This window comes from uncultured Streptococcus sp., from assembly GCF_901875575.1.
GTDB lineage: Bacteria > Bacillota > Bacilli > Lactobacillales > Streptococcaceae > Streptococcus.
Map to the genome: position 1 here is coordinate 20563 of NZ_CABFMF010000033.1, position 23557 is coordinate 44119.

General features: G+C 39.6%; 20 protein-coding genes. 17 read left to right on the forward strand and 3 right to left on the reverse strand.

Annotated elements, in window-relative coordinates:
* Positions 1–80 precede the first annotated feature (80 nt).
* The 4 genes from QZ114_RS07080 (at position 81) to QZ114_RS07095 (ending at position 3858) form a co-directional block, all read left to right on the forward strand.
* The gene (locus QZ114_RS07080; protein WP_295501462.1) at positions 81–839 is read left to right on the forward strand and encodes a threonine/serine exporter family protein; all 759 of its coding nucleotides are present in this window, start codon (positions 81–83) and stop codon (positions 837–839) included.
* 1 nt (position 840) lies between these two features.
* A complete protein-coding gene (locus tag QZ114_RS07085) occupies positions 841–1287 on the forward strand; it encodes a threonine/serine exporter family protein (RefSeq protein ID WP_295501465.1) in 447 nt (148 codons plus the stop codon).
* A gap of 124 nt (positions 1288–1411) precedes the next feature.
* Entirely contained in the window at positions 1412–2587 is a 1176-nt protein-coding gene (locus tag QZ114_RS07090; protein WP_295501694.1) for a hydroxymethylglutaryl-CoA synthase, read from the forward strand.
* On the forward strand, positions 2584–3858 hold the full coding sequence (locus tag QZ114_RS07095) for a hydroxymethylglutaryl-CoA reductase, degradative (protein ID WP_295501469.1): 1275 nt from the start codon (positions 2584–2586) through the stop codon (positions 3856–3858). Before QZ114_RS07090 ends, QZ114_RS07095 begins: the two co-directional genes overlap by 4 nt.
* A gap of 34 nt (positions 3859–3892) precedes the next feature.
* Here the strand turns inward: QZ114_RS07095 and QZ114_RS07100 are convergent, their stop codons facing one another.
* Entirely contained in the window at positions 3893–4858 is a 966-nt protein-coding gene (locus QZ114_RS07100) for a LacI family DNA-binding transcriptional regulator (RefSeq protein WP_295501472.1), read from the reverse strand.
* Complete coding sequence (locus QZ114_RS07105) at positions 4839–6293, reverse strand: glycoside hydrolase family 32 protein (RefSeq protein WP_295501475.1); 1455 nt, start codon at positions 6291–6293, stop codon at positions 4839–4841. The genes QZ114_RS07100 and QZ114_RS07105 overlap by 20 nt, the downstream gene beginning before the upstream one ends.
* A 379-nt stretch (positions 6294–6672) precedes the next feature.
* On the opposite strand from QZ114_RS07105, the gene QZ114_RS07110 reads away from it, so the two are divergent.
* Both QZ114_RS07110 and scrK read left to right on the forward strand, forming a co-directional pair.
* Positions 6673–8556 (forward strand): sucrose-specific PTS transporter subunit IIBC, encoded by a 1884-nt coding sequence (locus QZ114_RS07110; protein ID WP_295501477.1) that lies wholly within the window; start codon positions 6673–6675, stop codon positions 8554–8556.
* A 254-nt stretch (positions 8557–8810) separates the two neighbouring features.
* The gene (gene scrK, locus QZ114_RS07115; RefSeq protein WP_295501479.1) at positions 8811–9698 is read left to right on the forward strand and encodes a fructokinase ScrK; all 888 of its coding nucleotides are present in this window, start codon (positions 8811–8813) and stop codon (positions 9696–9698) included.
* Between the two features lie 42 nt (positions 9699–9740).
* On the opposite strand, the gene QZ114_RS07120 is transcribed toward scrK, so the two are convergent.
* Positions 9741–10358 carry a TVP38/TMEM64 family protein gene (locus tag QZ114_RS07120; RefSeq protein ID WP_295501481.1) on the reverse strand — a complete coding sequence of 206 codons (618 nt, stop codon included), beginning with the start codon at positions 10356–10358 and terminating at the stop codon, positions 9741–9743.
* Between the two features lie 149 nt (positions 10359–10507).
* Between QZ114_RS07120 and QZ114_RS07125 the strand changes: the two genes are divergently transcribed.
* The 11 genes from QZ114_RS07125 (at position 10508) to QZ114_RS07175 (ending at position 23556) form a co-directional block, all read left to right on the forward strand.
* The gene (locus tag QZ114_RS07125; protein WP_295501483.1) at positions 10508–13498 is read left to right on the forward strand and encodes a type I restriction endonuclease subunit R; all 2991 of its coding nucleotides are present in this window, start codon (positions 10508–10510) and stop codon (positions 13496–13498) included.
* A gap of 387 nt (positions 13499–13885) precedes the next feature.
* A complete protein-coding gene (locus tag QZ114_RS07130) occupies positions 13886–14101 on the forward strand; it encodes a hypothetical protein (RefSeq protein WP_295501485.1) in 216 nt (71 codons plus the stop codon).
* Between the two features lie 25 nt (positions 14102–14126).
* A complete protein-coding gene (locus QZ114_RS07135) occupies positions 14127–14888 on the forward strand; it encodes a DUF6261 family protein (RefSeq protein ID WP_295501487.1) in 762 nt (253 codons plus the stop codon).
* 522 nt (positions 14889–15410) lie between these two features.
* The gene (locus tag QZ114_RS07140; protein ID WP_261074423.1) at positions 15411–16265 is read left to right on the forward strand and encodes a hypothetical protein; all 855 of its coding nucleotides are present in this window, start codon (positions 15411–15413) and stop codon (positions 16263–16265) included.
* Positions 16266–16390: 125 nt separating this feature from the next.
* Positions 16391–17611, forward strand: coding sequence for a restriction endonuclease subunit S (locus tag QZ114_RS07145; protein WP_295501492.1), 1221 nt, complete (start codon positions 16391–16393; stop codon positions 17609–17611).
* A gap of 11 nt (positions 17612–17622) precedes the next feature.
* Entirely contained in the window at positions 17623–19503 is a 1881-nt protein-coding gene (locus QZ114_RS07150) for a P-loop NTPase fold protein (RefSeq protein ID WP_295501496.1), read from the forward strand.
* Between the two features lie 11 nt (positions 19504–19514).
* Positions 19515–21116, forward strand: coding sequence for a type I restriction-modification system subunit M (locus QZ114_RS07155; RefSeq protein WP_295501499.1), 1602 nt, complete (start codon positions 19515–19517; stop codon positions 21114–21116).
* Between the two features lie 130 nt (positions 21117–21246).
* A complete protein-coding gene (locus QZ114_RS07160) occupies positions 21247–21585 on the forward strand; it encodes a type II toxin-antitoxin system RelE/ParE family toxin (RefSeq protein WP_077805449.1) in 339 nt (112 codons plus the stop codon).
* Positions 21578–22663, forward strand: coding sequence for a HigA family addiction module antitoxin (locus QZ114_RS07165; RefSeq protein ID WP_295501504.1), 1086 nt, complete (start codon positions 21578–21580; stop codon positions 22661–22663). The genes QZ114_RS07160 and QZ114_RS07165 overlap by 8 nt, the downstream gene beginning before the upstream one ends.
* A gap of 139 nt (positions 22664–22802) precedes the next feature.
* On the forward strand, positions 22803–23207 hold the full coding sequence (locus QZ114_RS07170; protein WP_295501507.1) for a YbgA family protein: 405 nt from the start codon (positions 22803–22805) through the stop codon (positions 23205–23207).
* Positions 23191–23556 carry a TIGR02328 family protein gene (locus tag QZ114_RS07175; RefSeq protein ID WP_295501510.1) on the forward strand — a complete coding sequence of 122 codons (366 nt, stop codon included), beginning with the start codon at positions 23191–23193 and terminating at the stop codon, positions 23554–23556. Before QZ114_RS07170 ends, QZ114_RS07175 begins: the two co-directional genes overlap by 17 nt.
* The last annotated feature ends 1 nt before the right edge of the window (position 23557 follow it).

Consider the following 23557-nt stretch of genomic DNA (forward strand, 5'->3'; position numbering starts at 1 on the left):
TTTGTCATAATTTCGTGACAAAGATTTTTTTGATTCAGGATTTGTGATAAAATAGAAGGAGTGAATACAAGGAGGGAAGCGTGGAAGAATCTAAAGAATTAAATGCAGTTATTGATGTCATTATGCTGGTTGGCACTCTTCTTTTGAAAAGTGGGTCAGAGATTTATCGTGTAGAAGATAGCATGATTCGTATTGCTCATTCGCAAGGAATTATTGATTGCAATGTTCTTGCTATGCCAGCAGCTATTTTCTTCTCGATTGAAAACACCAATATTTCACGTATGAAGCGGGTGACATCCTCATCGTATAACATTGAAAAAGTTTGTGATGTCAATCGTGTTTCTCGTCAATTAGTTGAGGGACAGATAGATTTAGATACAGCTTTCAGGGAATTATGTAATTTGCAAAAACAAGCTCTCCCCTACACCAAAGTTCAAGTAACTTTAGCAGCAACCTTTAGTGCTCCTTTTTTCTCAGTTATGTTTGGAGGAAATATCTATGATGCTGTGGGAGCAGCCATTGCTACCTTTTTTGGTTTTGCTTTCTCTCTTTATGTGGAAAAATTTATCAGAATTCCTTTTGTTACTGCATTTGCGGGTGCCTTTGTATTTGGGTTAATTTCCCAATTTTGGGCTCGTTATACTGGATTTCCTGCTACGGCAGATCTGATTATTGCAGGTGCGGTCATGCCCTTTGTACCAGGTATAGCCCTGACAAATGCTGTTCGGGATATTATGACCAACCATATCAACTCTGGTATGAGCAAGATGTTTGAATCTTTGCTTATTACTCTGGCTTTAGGGGCAGGCACCTCAGTCGCCCTAGTATTGATGACCTAATATGACACTAACAAGTATTTTACTCCAGGCTATTGCCAGTTTACTGGCCATTATTCCGTTTTTAATTGTACTAAATGTGCAACGTTCTATGCTCTTGCCAGCTGGGTTTTTGGGTATGGTTGTGTGGTTGATTTATTTCCTGCTAAAGGATCCGACAAATGTCATTGTAGCAACCTTCATTGCAGCTATTATTGGATCTTGTATTAGCCAGATCTTAAGTATTCTTTATAAAACCCCGGCTGTTGTCTTTATCTTAGCTATTTTAGCCCCTTTAGTACCAGGTTATTTAACTTATCGTACAACTGCGTTTTTCGTTATAGGTGATTATAGTCAAGCCATTGCTAGTGCTACTTTGGTTGTTATGTTAGCTCTAGTTATTTCTATAGGAATGGCTAGTGGAACTATTATTCTTAAACTTTATTCTTATCTAGTTAAGCAACAAAAATAAATAGTAAATTTATAGAGAAGGAATGCTTGGTATGGTGAACCAAGTATTTTTCTCTATTTTGTTGCTAAATATGGTAGAATGGTATTGAACGATTTTTTACATGAATGAACATACAGAGGTAAATATGACAATCGGTATTGATAAGATTGGTTTTGCGACCAGTCAATATGTCTTGAAATTACAAGATTTAGCAGAAGCAAGAGGAGTTGATCCTGAAAAATATAGTAAGGGTCTCCTTTTAAATGAGATTGCTATTGCACCAATGACTGAGGATATTGTAACCTTGGCAGCTAGTGCAAGCGCGTCTATTTTGACAGAAAAAGAAAAAGAAGAAATTGACATGGTTATCGTGGCAACTGAGTCAGGGATTGATCAGAGTAAGGCTGCTGCAGTCTTTGTTCACGGTTTATTAGGAATTCAGCCCTTTGCTCGTAGTTTTGAAGTAAAAGAAGCCTGCTATGGCGCGACAGCTGCCCTTCATTATGCCAAATTGCATGTGGAAAGTTCTCCGCAGTCTAAGGTCTTGGTAATTGCCAGTGATATTGCTAAGTATGGTGCAGCCACTCCTGGTGAACCAACCCAGGGTGCTGGTAGTGTCGCTATGTTGATTACTCAAAATCCACGCATTCTGTCATTTAACAATGATAATGTAGCTCAAACCCGTGATATCATGGATTTTTGGCGTCCAAACTATTCAAGTACACCTTATGTAAATGGCTTGTATTCGACACAACAGTATCTGGATTGTTTGATAACGACTTGGGAAGAATACCAGAAGCGTTATAACTGGACTTTGGATGACTTTGCTGCTATCTGTTTCCACTTGCCTTATCCTAAATTGGCCTTAAAAGGCTTACGCAGTATGATGGATCAGACTTTATCTGAGGAGAAACAAAATAGCCTCCAAGAAAATTTTGATAAATCAATTCTTTATAGTCAAATGATTGGGAATATATACACTGGTTCTCTTTTCTTGGGTCTACTGTCCCTTCTAGAAAATGCCGAAAACTTGAAGGCTGGAGATAAACTAGCTCTTTATAGTTACGGAAGTGGTGCAGTTTCTGAATTCTTTAGTGTGGAATTGGTTGAAGGTTATGAAGCTTATCTTGATAAAGACCGTTTGAAAAAACTGAATCAACGTACAGCTCTATCTGTAGCTGATTACGAGAAAGTCTTTTTTGAAGAAGTTCAGTTGGATGAGACAGGCTCTACCCAATTCACAGGATACGAAAATCAAGATTATGCCTTAGTTGAGATTTTTGAACACCAACGTCGTTATAGTAAGGTAGAAAAATCATGAAGATAAGTTGGAATGGATTTTCTAAGAAATCATACCATGAGCGCCTTGAGTTGTTAAAAGCTCAGGCGCTCCTTAGTGCCGATAAGCAAACTAGTTTAGAGCAGGATGAACAAGTCAGCTTGGTTGTTGCAGACCAAATGAGTGAAAATGTAGTGGGAACTTTTTCCCTTCCTTATTCCATTATTCCTGAAATTTTAGTGAATGGTAAGGACTACACAGTTCCATATGTGACTGAGGAGCCTTCGGTGGTTGCTGCAGCTAGTTATGCCAGCAAAATCATCAAGCGAGCTGGAGGCTTTACCGCCCAGGTACATGAGCGTCAGATGATTGGTCAAGTTGCTCTTTATCAAGTGCCTGATATGGATAATGCTCAGCTTCAAATTAACAGTCAGAAAGAGCAACTACTGGAACTTGCTAATCAGGCCTATCCTTCTATCGTCAAACGTGGAGGTGGGGCGCGTGATTTGCATGTAGAACAGATTAAAGGCGAAACAGACTTTCTAGTCACCTATCTCCATGTTGATACCCAAGAAGCTATGGGTGCTAATATGCTCAATACAATGCTGGAGGCCTTGAAACCAGTCTTAGAAGAACTCAGTCAGGGACAGAGCCTCATGGGGATTTTATCAAATTATGCTACGGATTCTCTGGTAACTGCAACTTGTCGTGTTGCCTTTCGTTACTTAAGTTCTCAAAAGGATGAAGGAAGAGAGATTGCGGAGAAAATGGCCTTGGCTAGCCAGTTTGCCCAAGAAGATCCCTATAGAGCAGCTACCCACAATAAAGGAATTTTTAACGGTCTAGATGCGATTTTAATTGCCACTGGTAATGACTGGCGTGCCATCGAAGCGGGTGCACACGCCTTTGCGAGTCGAGATGGACGTTATCAAGGTCTCAGCTCTTGGCGTCTGGACTTGGAGACAGAAGAATTGGTTGGTAAGATGACTCTTCCTATGCCTGTGGCGACCAAGGGCGGCTCTATCGGTCTCAACCCTCGTGTAGCCCTCAGTCACGAACTACTGGGAAATCCATCTGCTAAAGAATTAGCCCAGATCATTGTCTCTATCGGGCTTGCACAAAACTTTGCAGCCCTAAAAGCCTTGGTTAGCACAGGAATCCAACAAGGTCACATGAAGCTACAGGCCAAATCCTTAGCTCTCCTCGCAGGTGCCAGTGAATCCGAGGTAGCTCCCCTAGTTGAGCGCCTTATCGCAGATAAGACCTTTAATCTAGAGACAGCTAAGGGCCATCTAGAAAAATTAAGATTATAAAAAACTCAGACGAATTGGTCTGAGTTTTTTGTACTTATATACTTTTTCCTGGCAATAGGGTAACTGGTAAGAAGTAGCCTGTTGTGGCGACTTCCTTGCCTTCGATCTTCTGTAATAGGAGATCAACCGTTAGGCAGGCAATTTCTTCCATAGGTTGTTTGATAGTAGCCAGTTGAGGGTAGTAATTCTCGATAAAGTAGGTACCATCATAGCCGATGATTTTAAGCTCTTCAGGGACAGAAATGCCCAGTTCTTGAGCGATTTTAATGACCAGAATAGCTGTCAAATCATCCGAAGCAAAAATGGCCTCTGGCTTTTGTCGAGTCAAGATATTTTTGATTTCCATTTCCTTTCTGACTGGAGAAAAGTCACTGGAAACATTGATAATAGGGGCATTTGGCAGAATAGATGCAAAACCAGCGTGGCGCAGCCCGGTTGGCGAATTGGAATTGTCATTCCCTGTAATCATGATGATAGACTGGGCTCCTGTCTTGACCAAGGTCTGGGCAGCAAGAACACCACCAGCATAGTTGTCAGAGGAAACGACAGGAATATCTGGTGACAGATTTCGGTCAAAGGAAATAATCGGCGCGGTCACGCGATTGTAGTCTTCGATTCCCAAGTTGTGACTACCCGAAATGATGCCGTCTACCTGATTGGCTTCCAGCATTTCGATATATTCACGTTCCTTCTCAGAATCATGCTCGCTGTTACAGATGATGGTCTTGTAACCATTTTTAAAGAGTTGGTGTTCCAATTTGTCAATCAATTCTGCATAGAAAACATTGGAAATATTGGGGAAAATCAAACCGATTAACTTGGCTGATTTTCCTTGCAAACTACGAGCTAGGTTGTTGGGTTTATAGCCCAATTCCCGCATGGCTTCATTAACCTTTTGAATGGTTTTTTCAGAGAGATAACCTTTTTTATTGATAACCCGAGAAACGGTAGTAGGGCTAACGCCTGCAAGTTTGGCGACATCAGTTAGTTTTGCGACCATAATCTAATTCATAGTATCTTCCAGTTGGGTTCCCAGATTTGATCAGGATACCATTTTGGTCCGCATGTGGAAAGACACGACCAGAAAATACTTTTTCTCCTTTATTGATGAAAATTTCAAAGACAGACTTGTCGATAAAAATCGTAGCAGTAGTAGCTTGATTATCGATAGGGCAAGAGCGAGCCGTACCAAATTCTTGGGCATACTGTTCTCCAGCCTGGCTACGATCTACTGTCACTTGACCATTTACAAGGTCAAAGTTGATGGAAAGTCCCTGACCTTCTTGATCAGCAAGTAGGACAATCTCGCTCTGGCTATTGGCTTCTAAGTTGAGTTCGAGTTCGTAGGTGTTATTGGTTTGGGCACGGTTTGAGAAGGCTTCTTCAGTAGCACGAAGGTCCTTGATAGCTGCGACGGGATATTGGTAGAGCTTGCCGTCTTTGATAGTGAGTTCTTTGACCAAAGAGAAGGTTCCTTGGTGGTCAAAACGGTCAGATGGATATGAAACATCTGGCAAACCAAGCCAGCTAACAGCTAGAGCACGTCCATCAGGAGCGTTGAAGGCCTGAGTTGCATAGGCTTCGAAACCATAGTCCATGTTTTGAAGTTGAGACACATCTACCATTTTGGCACTTTCAGGATCAAAGGAAGCCCCAATCTTATACATATTTGGATAGATATTATCGTAGTCTAGAACTTTCTTATCCAATCCTTGTGGACAGTAGAGAAGGACAGGTTGCTCCCCTACAAAGACCAGATTTGGACATTCCATCATGTAGGCAGTACGGTCGTTAGCAAAGTCAAGGTCGCCAACTGCTTGCCAGTTTGTGTAGTCGTTATTTACAGCCTTATAGAGACGGACAAATCCTTTTTTCTCCAAGTCCTGTCCACCGACGATAGCATAGTATTGACCTTTAAAGTTAAAAATTTGCGGATCGCGGAAGTGGTCGGTAGAGTCAGCTGGCTGGTCAATCAAGATCTTGTCAATCTTGGTAATCTTGCCATCCTTGTCCATCAAAGCTCCAATCTGGTAAGGGTGACGTATCCAGTTTTCATCACGAACATTTCCCGTATAAAATAGGAACAAGTTATCGCCAAACTGCATAGCAGAACCAGAGTAGGCACCGTGGCTATCTAATGGAGTATCAGGCAAAATTTTGACTCCAGTTTCTCTAAAGTGAACCAAATCATCACTTTCCAATTGCACCCAAGATTTTAAACCGTGGGCTGCACCAAAAGGAAAGTTTTGATAAAAAACAATCCACTTCCCATCAAAGTAGGAAAAGCCATTTGGATCGTTGAGAAGTCCTGTTTTTGGCTCAACATGGTAATGAGTATGCCAGGGAGATTGTGTCATATTTTCCGTAATTGTCTTGATTTCTTCTTGTGTCCAATCTTCGTAGCGTCTGTAACGACGCTCGGTTGTCCATTCCATTCATTCATTCCTCCGAAAATCTTATCACTTTTAATAGTAACCGTTTTCGACTAAAAAATCAAGTTTTTTATGTTAAAAAAGAGAAAAAACTGTCAAACGTATGACATAAATAAAAATAGAACTTAGAATCACTGGTAGATATTGTTTTGAATAAATAAGTTAGAAATACCCCTTTGAAATCAAGATTATATCTTTTGATTTTAGAATTCAAATTAAAGAATACTCATAAAAATATCAGTTTAAAATAAAAATAGAAAAGTAAAAACAAATTTCTGCAAAACGCTTGACATATTTCTAAAACATGATAAAATAAAAGTCGTAGGGCGGATAAAATCGCTTTCAAAGAAGAACAAAAATTTATATAAGGAGATTTTTGCAAATGAACAATCAGGAAATTGCAAAAAAAGTCATCGATGCCTTGGGCGGACGTGAAAATGTCAACAGTGTAGCTCACTGTGCGACTCGTCTTCGTGTTATGGTCAAAGATGAAGGAAAAATCAATAAAGAAGTGATTGAGAACTTGGAAAAAGTTCAAGGTGCTTTCTTTAACTCAGGTCAATACCAAATCATCTTTGGTACTGGTACAGTTAACAAAATGTACGATGAAGTTGTTGCGCTTGGTTTGCCAACATCATCTAAAGATGATATGAAAGCAGAAGCAGCTAAACAAGGGAACTGGTTCCAACGTGCTATCCGTACTTTCGGTGATGTTTTCGTTCCAATCATCCCAGTTATCGTAGCGACAGGTCTCTTTATGGGTGTGCGTGGTCTCTTGACTGCTCTTGGGATGACACTTCCAGCTGACGTGACAACTTATACTCAAATCTTGACAGATACAGCCTTTATTATCCTGCCAGGTTTGGTTGTGTGGTCAACCTTCCGTGTATTCGGTGGAAATCCTGCCGTTGGTATCGTGCTTGGTATGATGCTTGTTTCTGGCTCACTTCCAAACGCTTGGGCAGTTGCTTCAGGTGGTGAAGTAACAGCTATGAACTTCTTTGGTTTCATTCCTGTTGTTGGTTTGCAAGGTTCCGTTCTTCCAGCCTTCATCATCGGGGTTGTCGGAGCTAAATTTGAAAAAGCTGTCCGCAAGGTTGTTCCAGATGTCATTGATCTTTTGGTAACACCATTCGTGACCCTTTTGGTTATGTCTATCCTTGGACTCTTTGTCATTGGACCAGTCTTCCACGTTGTTGAAAACTACATCCTTATCGCTACAAAAGCGATCCTCAGCATGCCATTTGGTCTTGGTGGTTTCTTGATTGGTGGGGTTCACCAATTGATCGTCGTGTCAGGTGTGCACCACATCTTCAACTTGCTTGAAGTTCAATTGCTTGCTGCTGACCATGCTAACCCATTCAACGCTATCATCACAGCTGCTATGACAGCTCAAGGTGCTGCGACTGTTGCGGTTGGTGTTAAAACTAAAAATCCAAAACTAAAAACACTTGCTTTCCCAGCTGCTCTTTCTGCCTTCCTAGGTATTACAGAGCCTGCTATCTTCGGGGTAAACTTGCGCTTCCGTAAACCATTCTTCCTTTCATTGATTGCTGGTGCAATCGGTGGTGGATTGGCTTCTATTCTTGGACTTGCAGGTACTGGTAATGGTATCACTATCATCCCTGGTACAATGCTTTACATCGGTAACGGACAACTTGCCCAATACCTTCTTATGGTAGCTGTATCATTTGCACTTGGTTTTGCTCTTACTTACATGTTTGGTTACGAAGATGAAGTAGAGGCAACTACATCTGCAAAACAATCTGAAGTTGTTGCAGAAAAAGAAGAAGTTGCGCCAGCAGCTCTTCAAAATGAAACACTTGTAACTCCTATCATTGGTGATGTTGTCGCACTTGCTGATGTCAATGACCCAGTCTTCTCAAGTGGAGCTATGGGACAAGGTATCGCTGTGAAACCAAGCCAAGGTGTGGTCTATGCACCAGCTGATGCTGAAGTTTCAATTGCCTTTCCAACAGGGCACGCCTTTGGTTTGAAAACAACTGATGGTGCTGAAGTTTTGATTCACGTTGGTATTGACACTGTATCTATGAACGGTGACGGTTTTGAAGCAAAAGTTGCTCAAGGTGACAAGGTTAAAGCTGGCGATGTTCTTGGAACATTTGACTCAAACAAAATTGCTGCAGCTGGTCTTGATGATACAACAATGGTTATCGTTACAAACACAGCTGACTACGCTTCAGTAGCTCCAGTCGCAACAGGTTCAGTTGTGAAGGGGGATGCTGTGATCGAAGTGAAAATCTAATACTCTTCGAAAATCAAATTCAAACCACGTCAGCTTCGCCTTGCCGTACTCAAGTACAGCCTTCGACTAGCTTCCTAGTTTGCTCTTTGATTTTCATTGAGTACAATATTCCCTCTCGCAATGAAAACGAACAAATGACCTGTTTGTTCGTTTTTGCTTGAATGGTAAGATTTACAGAGGAAAAACTAAAATATAGAGAAAAGTAACTTTTTGAAGTATGCTATAATTAAGAAAATAAAAACAAGAGGTTTATCATGACAAAATTATATGGAAGCTTGGAAGCGGGCGGTACAAAGTTTGTCTGTGCTGTCGGTGATGAAAACTTTAACGTTGTTGAAAAAACACAATTTCCAACAACAACTCCAATCGAAACAATCGATAAAACCATCGAGTTCTTCTCAAAATTCGACAACCTTGCTGGTCTTGCAGTTGGTTCATTTGGTCCGATTGATATTGATAAAAACTCAAAAACTTATGGCTTTATCACAACGACTCCAAAACCAAACTGGGCAAATGTGGACTTGCTTGGTGCCCTTCGTCGCGCACTCAATGTGCCAATGTACTTCACGACAGACGTAAACAGCTCTGCTTACGGGGAAGTGGTTGCCCGTAACAATGCTGGTGGCCGTATCGAAAACTTGGTTTACTACACAATCGGTACAGGTATCGGTGCAGGTGTCATCCAACGTGGTGAGTTTATCGGTGGTGTTGGTCACCCTGAGATGGGTCACTATTATGTCGCTAGACACCCAATGGATCTTGAAAAAGAATTTAACGGTGTTTGTCCTTTCCATAAGGGATGTCTGGAAGGCTATGCAGCAGGTCCAAGTTTGGAAGCTCGTACAGGTGTTCGTGGGGAAAACATTGAACTCAACAACCCTGTTTGGGATGTTCAAGCCTACTATATCGCTCAAGCTGCGGTTAATGCGACAGTGACTTTCCGCCCAGATGTGATTGTCTTTGGTGGAGGGGTCATGGCCCAACAACACATGCTGGACCGTGTCCGTGAGAAATTTACAGCTCTTCTTAATGGTTACCTACCAGTACCAGATGTGCGTGACTATATCGTGACGCCAGCAGTCGCAGAAAATGGTTCTGCCACACTTGGGAACTTTGTTCTTGCAAAAGAAGTTTCAAAATAAAGCACAAAATCCGCTTGGGAAACCAAACGGATTTTTTATGTGTCAAAGCATTTGCCAGAAAAAGTCGATAATATAGGTCAGACCGTAGGTATAAACCACGAGGGTAAAGGGCTTGGTCAGAATGATGATGGTCATATAGCGCTTGAAGCTCATCTTGGTCAGGGCAGCTAGCATACAGAGAAAGTCAGCTGGACTAATGGGCCAAATCATCATAAAGATAAAGAAACGGTCAAAACGATTGCCCTTATCCAACCAGCCGATATACTTGTCATAGGTGCGCTTGCTGACGACAGATTGAACAAAGGCAGCCCCATAGAGACGCACCAGATAAAAGATAATGGCACAGCCAATCACGATGCCGATATAGTTGTAGATTGTCCCGATGATGTGACCGTAGATAAAGACACCAGCCACCGAGGTCAAGGCTCCAGGAATGATAGGAACGACCGTCTGTAAAATCTGTAAAAAAATAAAGAGAGGTGGCCCCCAAATACCTGCCTGCTGGATAAAGGCAGAGAGGGTTTCCTTAGACTGTAAAATCCCAGCCTGATAAGCCCAGATTAAAAAAATCAGAGTCCCAATTCCCCCAGCAATTGATGAAATATTGATAATCTGCTGTAGAAGGGGAGATACAGCTTTCATTTGTTTATCCTGTGACATGTAAACTCCTCATGGATAGTATAACTCTACTATACCATATTTTGGAGGAGAAAGGGGGAATGGATCGTTTTTGGGGAGGGGGAGAGTGATGGATTTTGAGCCTAAACATGCTATAATAAAGGGAGCAGACATGTAGCAAAGGAGAGAGTATGATACAGGTAAAACCAGAACTGGAGATAGAAAAACAACTGATCAACCAACTGGTGACTGGGGAAAGTCAATGGACTTATAGAGATGACCTTAAAACAGAAGAGCAATTATGGGAAAACTTCTTTGAAAAGCTAGCCCAGAACAATGTGGCTCTATTGGCAGATCATCCTCTGACAGAACAGGAAAAACGCCAAATAAAGAATCAACTAAACTTTGTTAGCTACTATGATGCTGCCAAGTGGTTGGTCGGCGAAAATGGTATTGCCAAGGTTGAGGTTCAAAGAGAGGATGCTAGTTTGGGGACTATCCGTTTGTCCGTCATCTGGCGAGACAATATCGCAGCTGGCAAGTCTAGTTATGAGATTGTCAACCAAGTCGAGAGAGATAAGATAAATCCTCAGGATCAAGACCGCAGGCTAGATGTGACCCTCTTGATCAATGGCCTTCCTATGATTCAAATCGAGCTTAAAAGTCCCAGAGTTGCTTTTCTAGATGCCTTTCATCAAATCAAGAAGTATGATAGGGAAGGCAAGTTCCGTGGCATCTACTCTAGCTTACAGATGTTTGTTGTGACCAATAAAGTAGATACACGCTATATCGCTGCTGCCAGAGAAAATAAACTCAACAAGCAATTTCTAACCAAGTGGGTGGATAAGGACAACCAACCCATAACGAGCTTGACCAGTTTTGCCCACGAAGTTCTTTCTATCCCTCGTGCGCATCAGATGGTCATGCAGTACTCTGTCCTTGATGATAGCAAGAAGGCTCTTATCCTCTTGCGTCCCTACCAGATCCATGCAATCGAAGCAGTGCAAGAAGCTTCTCGCCGTCAGGAGTCTGGCTATGTCTGGCATACGACAGGTTCAGGGAAGACCTTGACTTCTTATAAGGTGGCGAGAAATCTCCTTCAAATTCCATCCATCCAAAAGACGATTTTTGTCGTTGACCGCAGGGACTTGGATCAACAGACCACATCATCCTTCCTCTCTTATGCGACCAATGATGTCATTGATATTGATGAGACGGATAATACCCATGATTTGGTCAAGCGACTAGGAAGTAATGATAAGCGTGTGGTGGTAACGACCATTCAGAAAATCACCACCATGATGCGCAAGTTTGAGCAAGGATTTTACCAGCGTGATGCGGACAAAATCAAGGGTCTCCGAGTGGCCTTTGTCGTGGATGAATGCCACCGTGCCGTAACACCTCAAACACAAAAAGACATTAAGGCCTTTTTCCCACAGTCTCTCTGGTATGGTTTTACAGGCACACCTATCTTTAAGGAAAATAAACGCAAGCAAGTCGGCGATCTAGCCCAAACCACCCAACAGCAATACGGTGACCGTCTCCATGAGTATACAGTCAAGGAAGCCATCCATGATGGAGCAGTTTTGGGCTTTAAGGTGGATTATCGCAATACCCTCATCACGGATAAATCCGAAAATGACATACCAGATACCGTGTATGAGAATGAGGAGCATATGCTGGAAGTCTTGGATGCCATTATCAATAAATCCCGTCAACAGCTAGGCTTCCAAAAAGGAGTAGGTAAGACCTATAATGCCATCCTAACCGTCAAATCCATCCCTCAAGCCCAAGCCTACTATGACCTGCTCAAACGAGTCAAGGCTGGGGAGACGAGGGTTAAGGTATCGGAAAGGGTCAAGCAGGTCCTTCCTGACTTTCCAAAGGCGACTATCACCTACTCGGTCACAGAAAATGAAGAAGACTCAAGAGCCAATCAAGACCACATGAAGCAAGTTTTAGAAGACTATAACCAAGAGTTTGATACCCACTTTACCATGGCGGATCTTCGTGGCTTTAATACGGATGTCAATAATCGTCTAGCTCGAAAGCAGGACAAATACCTCTATCGCAAGGAACAGTTGGACTTAGTCATCGTGGTCAATCGTCTCTTAACGGGATTTGATGCCCCTTGTCTGTCAACTCTTTTTATCGACCGCAAACCCATGCAACCGCAGGACTTGATTCAGGCTTTTAGCCGAACCAACCGTATTTTTGATAGCAGTAAGACCTATGGTCATATCATCACCTTCCAAAAGCCTCTAGCCTTTAAGGAAGCAGTAGATAATGCCCTCAAGCTCTACTCAAATGGTGGTGAAAACGAGGTCCTAGCACCTAGTTGGAAAGAGGAAAAGAGGAACTTTTTGAGGAGTTGCAGTGATTTCAAAAATCTTGCTATTGATGACTATGTGAATGGTCTAGATTTCGAGCAAGTCTCTACACCTGAGTTAAGGAAACTCGCTAAAACCTATCAAGCCTTTGATAAATACCTAGCCTCTATCCGAGTGTACAAAGAGTATGATGAGGAAGAGCTTTACAATCAGACGGGACTTGATGGAGAAAAGTTGGAAAGGTATCTGGGACTTTATCGAAATGTCCTTGCAGAATTAAAAAGCCGAGTAGAGGATGATGACGATGGAGAGCCACTTGATATCCACTATGAACTGGAGTCTATCCAAGTGGACGAAATTAACTATGCTTATATCCTAACCTTGATCCAAAGCCTGATTGAACAAGGTCAAAGTCAAGAAAAGAACCTAAGCGCTCAAGATAAGGAAGCGGTGGATAACTATATTCAGAGCCTTGAGAAGACCAATCCAAATCTTGCCCAGATCATCACTGAACTTTGGAGAGAGGTACAAGAACATCCAGAAAGCTATCGTGGTCAGTCTATCGCAAATATCTTGGATCAGATGATCGAGGCGGTTATCCAGCAACATATCCAAGTCTTTAGCAAGCGCTGGTATGTCGGCGAGGATGAACTCCGTTACTATGTCGAACACTACCGTAAGGGAGCTAAAAAACAACTAGGAGAAAGCCAGCTGACCAAGAGTCAGCGCTATCAGGACTATAAACTAGAGGTGGCGGACGCCCTCAATCCTCTCCTCTATAAAAAACAAATCAAGGAAGCCTATACCCAGCTAGTAGAGGAAGTCATTGAGCCGTTGAGGGTTGGAAGATAGGTCTTCGAGACTTAGAATAGTTCCACTTCCTAAAGTTTACATGTATTCTAAGTCTCGAATGATTGCAATTCCATAAATTTATAAGCAATCTACGTTTCGAATAGCTTATCTGAGAAAGTTTTGAGGTTTTCTAGCTTTCGAATAGTCGTCTTCCCTAAAGTTTATATATATTCTAAAGCTCGAAAAGGTAAAATCTAAAAATAGTAAGAGTCTCTATCTGATGGACGGGGTGTATGTCCAGTCAGATAGGGATTTTTGATTTTGGAAATGTCTGATTTGTTCTGAAAAGTACATTTTGGATGGAAATAATGACAGTTGAGCGGATGGGAGCTAAAATGGTTTTGGAAACTGTTAGAATGAATGTATCAACTTAAAGGAGAAAAATTGATGAAGACAGTTAGAGATGATGAGGAGAGTCTACTATGGTCACTTCCTGTATTTGGAATTGTATTGTTGGTCTTTGTATTGTTTCAAGTCTTTGTATTTAAGGATAGACCTTTGATTCAACATGGTAGACAAGGAAGCATTGTAAAAATAGATCAAAAACAGGTCTATCTTCCAGAGCTACTCCACTCTTTATTTGATAAAGAAGACAATAAATGATTTGTTAAATAGAAAGGATATCATCATGACAAAAACATACGCTATTCGCCCACTTAGTTACAGTAACTTTACCAACCGTGAGTTTGAAAGCCTGATGATGGATACTCATCAAAGTTTGGCAACTTTTTCTAAGGCAAACAAGGATGAAGCAATGTATGCCAAACATTTGGAACCCTTCAAGACCAAGCTAGATGATTTTCAAGCTCAACTTGCGGCTGTGGAGACGAAAGAGTCTAGTAATCTAACAGAAGTCGATCGCAATCGTGATAGTGCCTTGGTCGGACTCTTTACTCTTCATAGAGGATTTGCGAAGATTAAGGATGCCAAGCTCAAAGAAGCTCATGAGACTCTGAAACCAGTCTTTGCCAAGTATAAGGACATCACTAAGCATGGCAACGATGTAGAAACGGCAGAAATCAAGAGCCTGCTCAAAACGCTTAGTGAAACACCCTATCATGAGGCAGTGACCAGTTTAGGACTGACACCTATGCTGACGGCGGTGGTCAATGCTCAAGAGGAATATGACCAAGTGGAGAGTAAGGCGCGTGCTTCTAAGTCTGCCAAGGAAGTTGGAAAGACTAGACAACTTCGTACCGAACTTTCAACCAGCTACGACCTCTTTATGCGCTATACCGCAGCCAGTGCAGAAGCCTATCCTGAAAAGGAACATTTGACTCAACTCCTCAAGGAACTCAATAGCATCCGAGATAGCAAGCGCCGTCTCATCACTAGTAGCAAGAAAGATAAAAAGACCAAACCAGCAGAACCAGCCCAAGCAGCAGGATAAAGACAACCCCTTAGAAGCGGATTTCTAAGGGGACTTTTGTGGATTCGTGGATAATTTATATATTAACAAAATTGTAGAGAAATAAATAATAGTTAATAAATAAGTTGTTTAAATTCTGGATAGAATCAATAGTTTATTTAATACCTAAATGTTGAAAGTTAAAAATAAAAAGATTAGTTTTTATAGTCTTTTTAAAAACATTGCACTAAATATTGTGGTTTATTCTATTTTTTAAAAAAATGAACACTATATATAGAAAAACAATATTGTTTTTTTGTTTTTGTTTGGTATAATATGAATTGTAGAAAAAAGACGTCAGTGGGGGCTGACGACTAGTTAGAGATGGTGAATTTCAAAATGCGATATGAGCACTATTTCAAAAATTCTCTTTTATTCTAACACTAAATAAAAGAAATGTAAATCTCATTTTGATAATTTTCTTTTTTCTACAAAATATAGAAAAAAGAGGTACATATTATTAGAATATCAAACTTATTAAATAGAGAATCAATCCAAGTAGGATTGGATTTTGTTGATGTAGATACATCAAAGGATGTTAAATTATTTTTAGACCCATTGTTGCTATCAGATGGTTTTAGAAATATTGTTAACGATTTTGTAAATACAGTCTATAAAATGTATATTCTGGGTAATAAAGCAGATGCATTACAACTATTTTCACACTCTAAAGAATGTAATGCTATCCACTTTGGATATTCTGAGAGTAACTCCAAAGGGACAGGTGTTTCAATGAAGATGCTTGATCAATTTTTTGGGTATGTCTATAAATCGGTAGATAAAATCAAAGAAAAATTACTGACACCTATAGCAATGCCGATTTTTGTAAAGAGTTTTTCAGAAGATAGGATGTCTGATTTGTTAGTAAGTTTATTAAAAAAAGAATTGATTTTATATTCTTTAGAACAAGCTCGATTACACGGTTTAAAAATCAGTAATGAAGTACAACGTTTTGATTATTGGGATTCCGAGAGTCATGAGTGGGCTACCTTTGAAAGCCAGTATGTTCTTGCTCCTAATGAAAATGGTGTAGAGGAACTTCTTATCTTAGTTCCGAAGTTTGTTGTAAGTAAAAGATTTTTAGTAAATCCTTCTAGATATATTTCAGTAATTTTTCAACACTTGCAGTTGATGGAAAAGTACCAAAGGACTAATGGTACACCAAAATCTAAAAAAGAATTACGGGAATCAGAGATAGTAGCAAAATATCAAAAGGATAAAGATAAAAGCTATATTTTAGATATGACATTGACATCGCCTGAATACTATGATGTATACTATGATAATGCAATTAGGTTTAGTGATAATAAATCTATGACAGATGAAGAGTTAATAGAGTGCCTTACAAAGGATAGATAAGGTTAGATTTGGAATAGTGCTATTAGGGAAGAAGTAATTTCTTCTCTTTTTTCTTTGTTATCAGCATTTGTTATTATGATTCATGATATAATATAAAAAATGAGAAATAAGGTAAGGAGAAGAGTTTGAAAGCTTTACTACCTAAAATAAAATTTAAAAATTTTGATGAGAAATGGAATAGAAAAAAATTACATAGTATTGCGCCCCTGCGTGGAGGCTTTGCTTTCAAAAGTGAAAAATTTCAAAATACTGGGATTCCAATTGTTAGAATATCAAATATCAAATTTGACGGAACTATTGGAGGGGAGTTTGAATATTATTCTAAGATAATTTCAGATGAAAAATTTGTTCTTAGAGGGCGTTCAATTCTATTGGCTATGTCAGGAGCAACTACTGGGAAAATAGCGATGCTAGATTCTGAGGAAGAATACTATCAAAATCAACGAGTCGGCTATTTCCAAAATACTGGGGAAGTAGACTATGATTTTCTCTCTTCTGTTTTGCAGACGAAAGCATTTACTAACCAACTAAATGCTGTATTAGTAGCAGGTGCACAACCAAATATATCTTCCAAAGAAATTGATTCCTTTGAATTTTATATTCCAGACTCAATAGAAGAACAATCCGCCATTGGTTATCTTTTATGCACCCTTGACGACCTTCTGTCTAGCTACAAGGATAATCTCACCAACTACCAAGCTCTCAAGGCGACCATGCTCTCAAAAATGTTTCCCAAGGATGATCAGTCTGTTCCAGAGATTCGTTTGGATGGATTTGAAGATAGATGGGAAGAAAGGTGTATAGGGGAGTTGGCTGATATTGTTCGTGGTGCTTCTCCTAGACCAATACAAGATCCAAAATGGTTTGATTCTAATTCAGAAATTGGTTGGTTAAGAATTTCAGATGTGACAAATCAGAATGGTAGAATTCATAGTTTAGAGCAAAAAATTTCAAAATTAGGTCAAGAAAAAACAAGAGTTCTAACAGAACCTCATTTATTACTTAGTATTGCTGCAACTGTTGGTAAACCTGTGGTCAACTATGTTAAAACGGGGGTACATGATGGATTTTTAATTTTTATGAATCCAAAATTTGATAGAGAATTTATGTTTCAATGGTTAGAGATGTTTAGAGAAAAATGGAATCGATATGGTCAACCAGGAAGTCAAGTAAATCTCAATAGTGATATTGTAAAAAATCAAAAAATACTTATCCCTTCTATGGAGGAGCAACGTGCCATCGGCACTTACTTCTTAAATCTCGATAACCTCATCAGCTCTAACCAAGAAAAAATTTCTCAGCTAGAAATACTGAAAAAGAAACTCTTGCAGGATATGTTTATTTAAGGATTTGAAGTATGAGCGATATTTTTATAGAATTGGAGAAGATTGACACTTCAGAAGCAGCAAAAAATTTTGCTGAACTACTGCAAGAAGATAAAACATATTTTCTTAATGGAAACTGGGGATCAGGGAAATCAACATTTTTACAGGATGTAAATAAGAATAAAAAGATAAAACTAATTACTATGGATTTTTGGAGATTAACAGATAATCGTTCAATGATTGAAGTAACATTTTCAAAACTCCACCCAATTTTTTACTTAGTTTTGATGAGGTTAAGTCTTGTTGTATTTGTGATAGTTTCTATTTTGATGACGAATGTTGTTGACATAGGATTGGGTGAGTATTTTGGTTCTGAGAAATCAGTGATTTTGAAAATTGGAGGATTGGTATCTCTAGGAGTTGCAGTTTGGAATGTTTTTAAATATAAATCTGATGAGTTGTATAGCTTCTTATTAACTAGACTACATAAATTTTCTAAGATTTTAGTTATTGATGATTTTGATAGAATGTTGGAAAAGCAGCAAGAAGACTGTTATAAGCTTTTTAGTTTGATAAATGGAAAGCTACCTATTATTTTTGTTGGTGATATGACACTACTTTATAAGAGAGGAGATAACTATCTATCAAAGATAATTGATAGGCAAGTTGAGTTACCTTTTGTACTACATTCTTCAAATATTTGGGATAGTTATTTTCATTTATTAGAAAAAAAGTTTGGCGTTTATTTATCAGAGAACTTTAAAAAAAGAGTTAAAAGTGACCAGAGAAATTTACGTGATAGGGAACATTTTAATGATTATGTAAATAAAGAATTTTTTACAAGAAGGAAATTTGGTCGTGTTCAAGTGGAACAACAGTTATTAATTATCTATGCTTACTTGTTTTATCCAGAACTCTATAAGAAAATGCTCAACAATATACAAATAGTCATAGAAGAGAATGAGAAAACAAAGCTAGAAGATTTCCTCCGTAAAGGCCACACAATAAAAGAGCTGTTATCTGAAATCCAAAAAGTTGATAATGAGCAATATCCACTAAGTTTTAATAAGAATAGTATGGAATATTTTCTTTATGAAGTGCCTATGAATCGTACAAAAGATGAATTAGATACCTTGTTCGTGGAACAGTCAGATAAATTTATACAAGAGTTATTAAATTCGGATCAAAAGACTGATTTTTATCAATATTTGAATAATCAATTTGCAGATTTTTCTGATATTCAGAAAAAAAGTTTACTAAATATTGTTATTAATGAATCTATGAAGTTTAAAAATAGTCCCTCTATGACTCTTATTGTCCAAGAAATGTATAATGAGATAGTGCCTCCATATGAAAGAAATTATCCCCTAACAAAAGATGTGATTTCTAAAATTGTTGAAATGTGGGAAAATATTTTAAAACCTGCAGGATTAGATCAATCTGAGATTATATATTTTTTAGAAAAGCATAGAGTATTGAGCTTCCATGATTTAGGGTGCCATTTTCATGATTTAGATATTGGTTGTCAAACCTTTACAAAGTATCGTAGAAAAGATTTTCTTCTATTGACTTATTTAGCTTCAGTGGAAAAATTTAGCAAATTTGATAGTTGGGATAGCAGTATATGGGATTTTATAAATCATTTCAACGATACAGAATTTCTATCATTCTGGACATTTCAGTCTATTCTATCGAATGAATATGGCTTTGATGGATTTGATATTATTCCTGAAAATAAGAAATATATTCTTTGGACAGGGAGATATATGTTTGCTCCGCCAAATGACTATGTAAGTTATGAAAAGACAGTAATTTTAAATATTCGGGAAAAACTAAATCAAATGGAGTCAAATGGATTCGTATTTGAAGCCAAAATTGATGAACTAAAGAAACCATTATCAATGAAAACTTAGAAAGAAACATTATGGAAACAACACAAACGTCCCAGTCGCTTTACCAAGCCCTGTGGAACTCAGCGGATGTTCTCCGCTCTAAGATGGATGCTAATGACTACAAGTCCTATCTTTTGGGTATGGTCTTTTATAAGTACCTGTCAGATAAGATGCTCTTTTTCGTGGCGGAGACTATGGAGGAGGGGAGTGGGAGTCTAGAGGCTGCCCTTGAGGTCTATCGTAACTACTATGAGGATGCGGACACCCACGAGGATCTTCTTGCAGTGATGAAGAACGAACTCAACTATAGTATCAAGCCTGAGTTGACCTTTACGGCTCTAGTAGCACGTGTCAATGAGGGGACTTTCCAGTTGGAAGATTTGGCTCAGGGTTTTCGTGATATTGAGCAGAGTGATGAACTCTATGAAAACCTCTTTGAAGATATTGACCTCTATTCCAAAAAGCTAGGGGCGACTCCGCAAAAGCAAAACCAAACGGTGGCGGCAGTCATGAAGGAGTTGGCTGTGCTAGATGTGGCTGGCCATGCTGGTGATATGCTGGGGGATGCTTATGAGTATCTGATCGGTCAGTTTGCGACTGACTCGGGTAAGAAGGCTGGTGAGTTCTATACACCTCAGCCTGTTGCCAAACTTATGACTCAGATTGCCTTTTTGGGTCGTGAGGACCAGCTAGGCTTTACCATCTATGATGCGACCATGGGGTCTGGCTCTCTCTTGCTCAATGCCAAGAAATACTCTCATAAACCGCAGACAGTGGTCTACTTTGGGCAGGAGCTCAATACCTCGACCTATAACTTGGCTCGGATGAACATGATCCTACACGGTGTTCCAGTTGAAAATCAATTTCTCCACAATGCTGATACACTAGATGAAGACTGGCCAACCCAGGAACCAACCAACTTTGACGGTGTTCTCATGAACCCTCCCTACTCTGCCAAGTGGTCTGCTAGCTCTGGCTTCCTGAATGACCCTCGTTTCTCTCCATTTGGGAAACTAGCACCCCAGTCCAAGGCTGACTTTGCCTTTCTCTTGCATGGTTACTACCATCTTAAGCAGGATAATGGAGTCATGGCTATCGTCCTTCCCCACGGTGTTCTTTTCCGTGGAAATGCGGAAGGGACCATTCGTAAGGCCTTGTTAGAAGAAGGGGCTATTGATACAGTAATCGGTCTACCTGCTAATATCTTCTTTAACACCAGCATTCCGACCACGGTTATCATTCTCAAAAAGAACCGTACCAACCGTGATGTCTACTTTATCGATGCTTCTAAGGAGTTTGATAAGGGGAAAAACCAGAATATCATGACGGATACTCATATCGAGAAGATTTTGGAAGCCTACAAGTCTCGTGAGGAGATTGACAAGTTTGCCCATCTGGCAAGTTATGAAGAAATCGTTGAAAATGACTATAACCTCAATATCCCTCGCTATGTAGATACTTTTGAGGAAGAAGAAGTCGAACCACTGACAGATATCGTCAGCAAGATTAACACGACAAATCAAGCAATCCAAAACCAAACAGCTTCTCTACTTGAAATGCTCGGTCAACTACACGGAACTACACCAGAAGCCGATGCTGAGCTTAAAGAGTTTTTGAAAGAGTTTGAAGGGTGATGGAGAAATAGTTAGATACATCTATCAGATTTGAAATACCAGCCAAATTAACTTTTGGTTGGTATTTGTTTTCTAAAAATGATATAATTAAATTACCTAAAAGGTAATTTAATTTAACAGAAAGGGACATATGAAGCTTATCTATACAAACAAAACTGTTGAAAAGCAGTGCACAGAGCTGAGGAGAGCGAAAAAGGATTTTTCGGATAAGGTTGCTGTAAAGTTGCATCTCTTGATTAACTTTTTGGAAGCGGCGGATTCTTTAGCTAGTGTGACAGCTTTTCCTAAATATCACTTTCATCAACTAAAGGGAAAGAGACAGGGGCAGTTTGCTTTGGATATAGATGGTCGAAGGAGTTCCTATCGGTTGATTGTAGAATTTCGTGACGAGGATTTAGAAAAAGTGTTTCCAAATCCTGTTGAGATCGAAATCTTAAAAATAGAGGAGGTCAGCAATCACTATGAGTAATAAAATTGTTGAATACAAAGACCTGATTGCTTTTCATCCAGGTCAGTATGTCAGTGAGTTAATCGAAGATTATAATGTAACGCAGAAGGAATTTGCGAAGCGTTTGGGAGTTTCGGCAAAGACTGTCAGCAAGCTCGTCAATGCTGAGGAGTCCATCAGTAAAGAAACGGCTCATAAGTTAGCTAAGCTAAGCGGAGTTTCCATGCAAACTTGGCTCAATCTTCAGAATGCTTATGATATAAAAGTGGCTGAGATTGCAGAGAAAAGAGAGCTTGAAGAAGGTAGCGAGAAAGAAATCTGTGAGATGATTGATTTCAAGTATTTTAAGGAAAAAGGCTACGTTCCAGACAAACGCTATAGCTTGAAGGAAAAGATTGTCGAGCTTCGCAAGATTCTAGGTGTGGCAAGTTTAGAAAATCTTACATCTTTTAATCATCTAGTCAGCTATCGGAATACGCGTAAGTTCACGACTAAAAGTATAGTGAATTCCAATATTATGTTGGAGTTGGCGTCTAAAAAAGCACGTGATACAACAACTATCAAGCTCAATCGTAGAAAGCTAGAAAGAAGCTTGCCTGCTTTGAGAAAGTTGAGCAGACAAGATCCAGAAGAATTTACTCAACGTTTGTCTGATATTTTGTTAGACTGTGGTGTTGTCCTAGTCGGTCTACCTGCCTTACCAAATGCCAATCTGAATGGAGCGACTAAAAAATTCAATAATGGCAGTGCCTTGCTTTTACTCACGGATAGAAACAAAGCATCTGATATTTTCTGGTTCTCACTCTTTCATGAGATAGGACATATTCTGGAAAATGATTTTTCATCTGATGATGGGAATAGCGAATCCTATCTTCGTTCTGAGGAACAGGCAGATCAGTTTGCAAAAGATTTCTTGATTAGACCAGAAGATTACCAGACTTTTATCAAAAAAGGAAATTTTGATAAGTCGGATATTCTAGATTTTGCAGAGGAAATAGATATTCATCCGAGCGTTGTTTTAGGCAGATTACAAAATGAGGGTATTCTTGGTTTTGACCGTTTCCGAGAACTAAAAGAAAATTATTACTTTGTTTCCTAAGAGTCAGGAAATTTTTAGAAGAAGAAAAAGTTTCATACAGTTAGTAATTATTATTTCTTTTTTGCTCATATTCCGCTCATTTTTAAGATACAACTTTGTTTCCGTATTTCCTGGAAACTGATAGAAAGTAAGGAGAAAGATGGAAACGAACAACCAACGTGCCCTTTGCCAGCAACTCTGGGCTCAAAACAAATACCTAGTCTTGAGTCATTCTAGTAATATTTACAATGAGATTCGTCAGTATCTCAAGAATGAAGAGGTGGAAGTGACTCATGTTCAGGAAATGATTGACCGTGCCTGCCAGATTCCAGAACACAGGGGTCAGGTTTGCAATGCCTTTCAGCATATTTGGGGCTATTTCAAAAAGAAAGCGACAGATGCTGAGCGCAAGGACTATATGCTCTTGCTTGATCGCTACCGCTTTGGTCAGGATTCCAAGGAAGATGTGATTGCTAAAACCCGAGATTTGCTTGAACGCTATCCAAATACCTATTTGCAACATTCAACGTTACTGAAAGGAGATTCCCATGAGACTTTGGCATGAGGCTTTGATTTCACAGCTTCCTCGTCCTCAACTCTTGGGGCAACATCGAGAGTGTTGCGCCCTGCGTGGCAATGGCTGGGGCAGAAAGCATGCAACGGTGGACTATGTCTTTACCCACTCGCCCTATCGTCTCTATGCCTATCATGACTTGATCATGAAGGAAATGGCTGACCGTGGCTATAATATCAGTCCAGAGTGGTTGGATAAAAACTATCGTGGTAAGATTTGTCCTTCTTATGAGGATTTACCTGAGGAGACTTTGACAAGCCCTATTTACAAGGAACACGATGCTACCTACTATAAGGAGTGTCTGGATAATCTACGAGAGAAGGGGATTGAGCTGGAATAAT